The 4,410-nt window shown below is 43.1% G+C and carries 6 protein-coding genes; 1 reads left to right on the forward strand and 5 read right to left on the reverse strand.

The window, feature by feature from the left end; all coding sequences use genetic code 11:
• Positions 1 to 125: 125 nt before the first annotated feature.
• From QUA38_RS27600 to QUA38_RS27620, 5 genes are all read right to left on the reverse strand, one after another.
• Positions 126 to 293, reverse strand: coding sequence for a hypothetical protein (locus QUA38_RS27600; protein ID WP_333167521.1), 168 nt, complete (start codon positions 291 to 293; stop codon positions 126 to 128).
• Entirely contained in the window at positions 247 to 546 is a 300-nt protein-coding gene (locus tag QUA38_RS27605) for a VOC family protein (protein ID WP_333167523.1), read from the reverse strand. Before QUA38_RS27605 ends, QUA38_RS27600 begins: the two co-directional genes overlap by 47 nt.
• Before the next feature lie 64 nt (positions 547 to 610).
• The gene (locus QUA38_RS27610; protein ID WP_333167525.1) at positions 611 to 1,150 is read right to left on the reverse strand and encodes a GrpB family protein; all 540 of its coding nucleotides are present in this window, start codon (positions 1,148 to 1,150) and stop codon (positions 611 to 613) included.
• 32 nt (positions 1,151 to 1,182) lie between these two features.
• Positions 1,183 to 1,833 (reverse strand): MAE_28990/MAE_18760 family HEPN-like nuclease, encoded by a 651-nt coding sequence (locus tag QUA38_RS27615; protein ID WP_333167527.1) that lies wholly within the window; start codon positions 1,831 to 1,833, stop codon positions 1,183 to 1,185.
• Positions 1,830 to 2,942 (reverse strand): DUF262 domain-containing protein, encoded by a 1,113-nt coding sequence (locus QUA38_RS27620; RefSeq protein ID WP_333167529.1) that lies wholly within the window; start codon positions 2,940 to 2,942, stop codon positions 1,830 to 1,832. The genes QUA38_RS27615 and QUA38_RS27620 overlap by 4 nt, the downstream gene beginning before the upstream one ends.
• Before the next feature lie 350 nt (positions 2,943 to 3,292).
• On the opposite strand from QUA38_RS27620, the gene cax reads away from it, so the two are divergent.
• Positions 3,293 to 4,410: calcium/proton exchanger (gene cax / locus QUA38_RS27625; RefSeq protein WP_333167531.1), on the forward strand; the 1,118-nt coding region annotated here is incomplete at its 3' end.

The raw sequence follows: 4,410 nt of genomic DNA on the forward strand, positions 1-4,410 counted from the left end.
TGCCGCACCAGTTGGCCCCGATCCCACAATTACAACTTGCCTCATTGCCATTCCCCATTGCTTTTTAATGTATTTCCCAGCTTAATTTCCATCCTAAGAGATAAAGCACTGCCGCAGCTCTATCATCAAGTAGCTTTCTCCACTGTAAATCCGATTTCTTGCCCGTAGGATAGTTCCAGCGTGTGACCGTCCGGGTCTCGCAAAAAAGCCCAGTAGCCGATCGGATATCCAGAATCTTTTGGCCCTTCAAGCAATACCCCTTCTTGACGTGCTTTGTCGCAGAGATCGTCCATATATTCGCGGCTTTTGCAGCCAACTCCCAGGTGTGCCAAGGGAGACAGAACGGGATGTACGGAATCTTTTTGAATTAGCTAGCACAATTACAAAAGGGCGAGTGCGGTCAGAAATCCAGACCACAGCAACACCTGCTTTGGGATCAATGCGGCGGTGAACGACCTGCATTCCAGCATACTTGGAGTAGAATTCGATAGTGCGATCGACATCAGAAACAGGCAGTGCGATGTGTGTGAGACCGATATCACTCATATGTTATGTTGCTCCAGTCATGTTAGGCTTAACATTAATAATTGCCACTTCCAATATCAGAATTTTAATGAGATGCTCGCCACTTTGCCGCTTTCAGGTCCATTGCTTTAATGAACCAATCTTTTCCGTCCATGTACGCCTGAATATTATCATGGTATTTGTTTGCGAGTTCTCGTTTTAGTTCGCTATATTGCTGCGCGTCCTCAGGATGGGAAATTATATAATCTCGAAACGCTAAATGGCGCTCTATCTGCGCTGAGTTCACTTCAAACCCGTGAAGGTGGTGTGTTCTAATCCCTGCTTCATTACCCTTGCGAAAAAAACGACGACCGGATATCCCAAACTCACCCATTGCTTCATAACCTAATGCCTCAAGTGCTGAACTCTTTACATCAATTTTAGTAATATCTTTAACCTCAGCTAGGATATCGATAATCGGCTTTGCATGAATTTGTGGAATGGCTGTGCTACCAATATGATGTATCGCAACCACATTTTCGGTAATTGCAAGTGCAATCTGTTTCGACTCAGTTTCAAAGGCGCCTCGCCAAGTTGGATCGTGCGGGACGACTTCTACTTTGAAAAAATCTAGTTTTCTTGACATGGTTGATAATTATTGGCTCCTGTTGTCATTATCTAAGGTGAATCCTGCCTAAATTTTTTCTGACTAGCAGCATTTTCTATCTGGTTCCGAAATATCTCGAGCATTCCTATAATGTCTCTGTGTAGCTCTAGATAGGCATCCCTATCAAACACCGAATACTCACCGTGGGCAATTTCGTTCCTTGTCTTTACAAGCTTGATATCAATTAATACCGATTTAGTAGAGTATATTGAAAAGTCAATTCCGAGAATATAAGTTATTTCTTTTAAAATGTCATAAGATAAATTCGATGCCGTAGATATTCCATCTTTAGGTAGGATACATCTCTGATTTAATTCGGAAAGAAAGAACTCACAAACAGGTATATACAATGATGGCTTATGTGTCTCTTTGGCCTCTTTAAGTTTTTCTTTCATAGCCAAAGCTAAAAAATTACTAGAAAGCTCCTGATAGGTAAGCTTTTTTGATATAACATATTCTAGATAAGAGTTGGCTGCTAACTTGACAAAACCTTCCCAATGGGAATAGAGAATACATACTCCACTCCGAACTAATACTTTATGTCTTTGGTCAGAAACATTTTTCGCTTCTATCAAAGATTTCATTTCTGACAGTTCCTTCTTTCGCCAACCAAGATCCTTTGCCAACCTATCGCTTAATTGTTCCTCTGTTCGGATGCTCATGAAGGGGAAAATTCCTCTCTACCAAGGGCAATAAGATAGGGTAAGCGTCTTGCTGCATTCTTTCCTGCTCCCGACCATTGTTTATAAATTGGATTTGACCAAATCTTTTTTATACGATCACGTATTTGCTCTTTTGGAATTGGATTTTGATAATTGTATCCAATTCCTAGTGCTACCACCTCATATGCAGATAATAGAAATCCTCCCAGGAATTTATCATTCTCCGATTTATATCGCTTGAAGCTGTCCTCTCCCATAGCTTCATTAAGCAGACTGAATGTCACATCAAACGCTGTCTCTATGTGGCGGCTATCCAAATCTTTTTTAATAGCCATTTCACGCATTCTAGCCGTTAGGAACTCGCTAACATCACCGCCCAGCGTTAGAATACTTGCATAATCTCGATCGAAGAAAAGAATAAAACGCAATACTAATTCCATATCATACTGTTCTTCATCAAGTCTATCGCTCAAAGCAATGCAGCTTTTAAATGACTCCCGATTGGCAAGTGAACGCATTAAATCATATAAATTTTTATTCAACATTAAAAGAATGCAATTTCTTACTTCTTGCGGTGTAGCAATCGATCCTCCTGTATTCAGCCGCTGAAATAGCTCATATTTAATCATTTCATCACTTTCTTTTGCAACAATATTGACGGACATTTTGGTTCTTTTTATTAATAAACGCTGCGCCTGAGTTAAAGAGTTATCTTTATCGTCAGGATCGTTCCATTTTTTACCTTTTAACGAAGGTAAGTAAGTTGTTTCTTGTAAGGCGACAGCAGAAAATGTATCTTGCTCTTGATTGTCTGGTTTCAAAATACCTACAAATTCATATATGGTTGAGAGTCTCTGCAAACCATCGATCACATCCCAAATCCCATCATCTCTTTGACTGACAAAAATTGGTGGAATCGGTATACCTAAAAGAATTGATTCTATAAACCTGGATTTTTGAGAATCCGACCAACGAAAAAACCTTTGAAAATCTGGGTGAATATCGATTTCCTTACTCTCATAAAGACTGATCCACTCGCCAATAGACATTGAGTAGCTATCTGTCCGAATGTCTTGCCTTGTTCTGTCAATCTCTTCTTGTAGAGGCATGGCTGAAGCAGTCCTAAGTATTATGTATAGCTATACTTGCAGAATGGCAATATTTAAAGATTATATCACTAGACGAACATCTGAAAAAACGATCGCCCAGAAATAGTCAAGTTTGCTCTCAAGACAATGCGGAACCTGATGCGAGCGAGCGGGTAGAATACAAAAATCCATTGAACCGATCGGCTAAACAAATCGCTCTGTTAGTTTGTCACATCCGTGAAAGCCGCAATGCAGCGATCGCTCGATCGCCCACCCCCAACTTTAAGCCAACACCCAAATATCGAACCCTCCCCCATTCTTAAACTTTGTGGCAGGCTATGATTGACGGTTGGCAGCTTTTGAGAATCTAAATGCTAAACACAAATACAATAATTTCCAGCCTGCTGTTATTTATCCCGGTTTCCATCGCCGGACACTTTCTCGGCTGGGAACCCTCCACAATCTTCGTCACCTCGGCTTTAGCCATCATCCCCCTAGCCGCGTGGATGGGGACGGCCACCGAAGAAATCGCCGTCGTCCTCGGTGCCAATTTGGGGGGTTTGCTGAACGCTACCTTCGGAAATGCCACGGAACTGATTATTGGAATCGTCGCACTCAACGCCGGACTAATAGATGTTGTCAAGGCAAGCATCACCGGTTCAATTATGAGCAACCTGCTGCTGGTGATGGGATTGGCGATGCTGCTGGGTGGCTTGCGCTACAAAGAACAAGATTTTCAGCCGACAGTCGCCCGGTTGAATGCTTCAGCGATGAACTTAGCCGTGATTGCCATTTTGGTGCCGACTGCAGTTAATGCCACCTCTATTGGCATCCCTCCGGCAACTATGCAGAACCTCTCTAGCGCTGTTGCTGTAGTGCTGATTGTAGTCTACGTGCTGACGCTGCTGTTTTCGATGAAAACCCACAGTTATCTGTACGATGCAGGGGTGGCAGAAATAGAAATGCTTGAAGAATTAGCCGAAAGTAACTTAGCACCAGACAGTCCAGACCACAAAGTCAATCTGCCGCTGTGGATTGGGGTGCTGTTAGCCTGTACCCTGATGGTAGCTGTCGAGTCGGAACTGTTGGTGGGTACTCTGGAAGAAGCGACGGCGAGTTTGGGGCTGACATCACTGTTTACCGGGGTGATTTTAGTGCCGATTATTGGCAATGCGGCCGAACACACGACGGCGGTGACGGTGGCGATGAAAAATAAAATGGATTTGTCTGTTTCTGTGGCAGTGGGTTCGAGTTTGCAAATTGCTTTGTTTGTTGCCCCGGTGTTGGTTTTGGCAGGTTTTGTGTTGGGCAAACCGATGGACTTGAATTTCAACCCGTTTGAACTTGTAGCGGTTGCGGTGTCGGTGCTGATCGCCAATTCTATCAGTTCAGACGGCAACTCTAACTGGCTCGAAGGTACTTTGCTGTTGGCAGCTTATACGGTTTTGGCGCTGGCGTTCTACTTCCATCCGGTAATTGAGGGACTTGT

It is taken from the genome of Microcoleus sp. Pol12B4, assembly GCF_036701385.1.
Taxonomy (GTDB): domain Bacteria; phylum Cyanobacteriota; class Cyanobacteriia; order Cyanobacteriales; family Microcoleaceae; genus Microcoleus.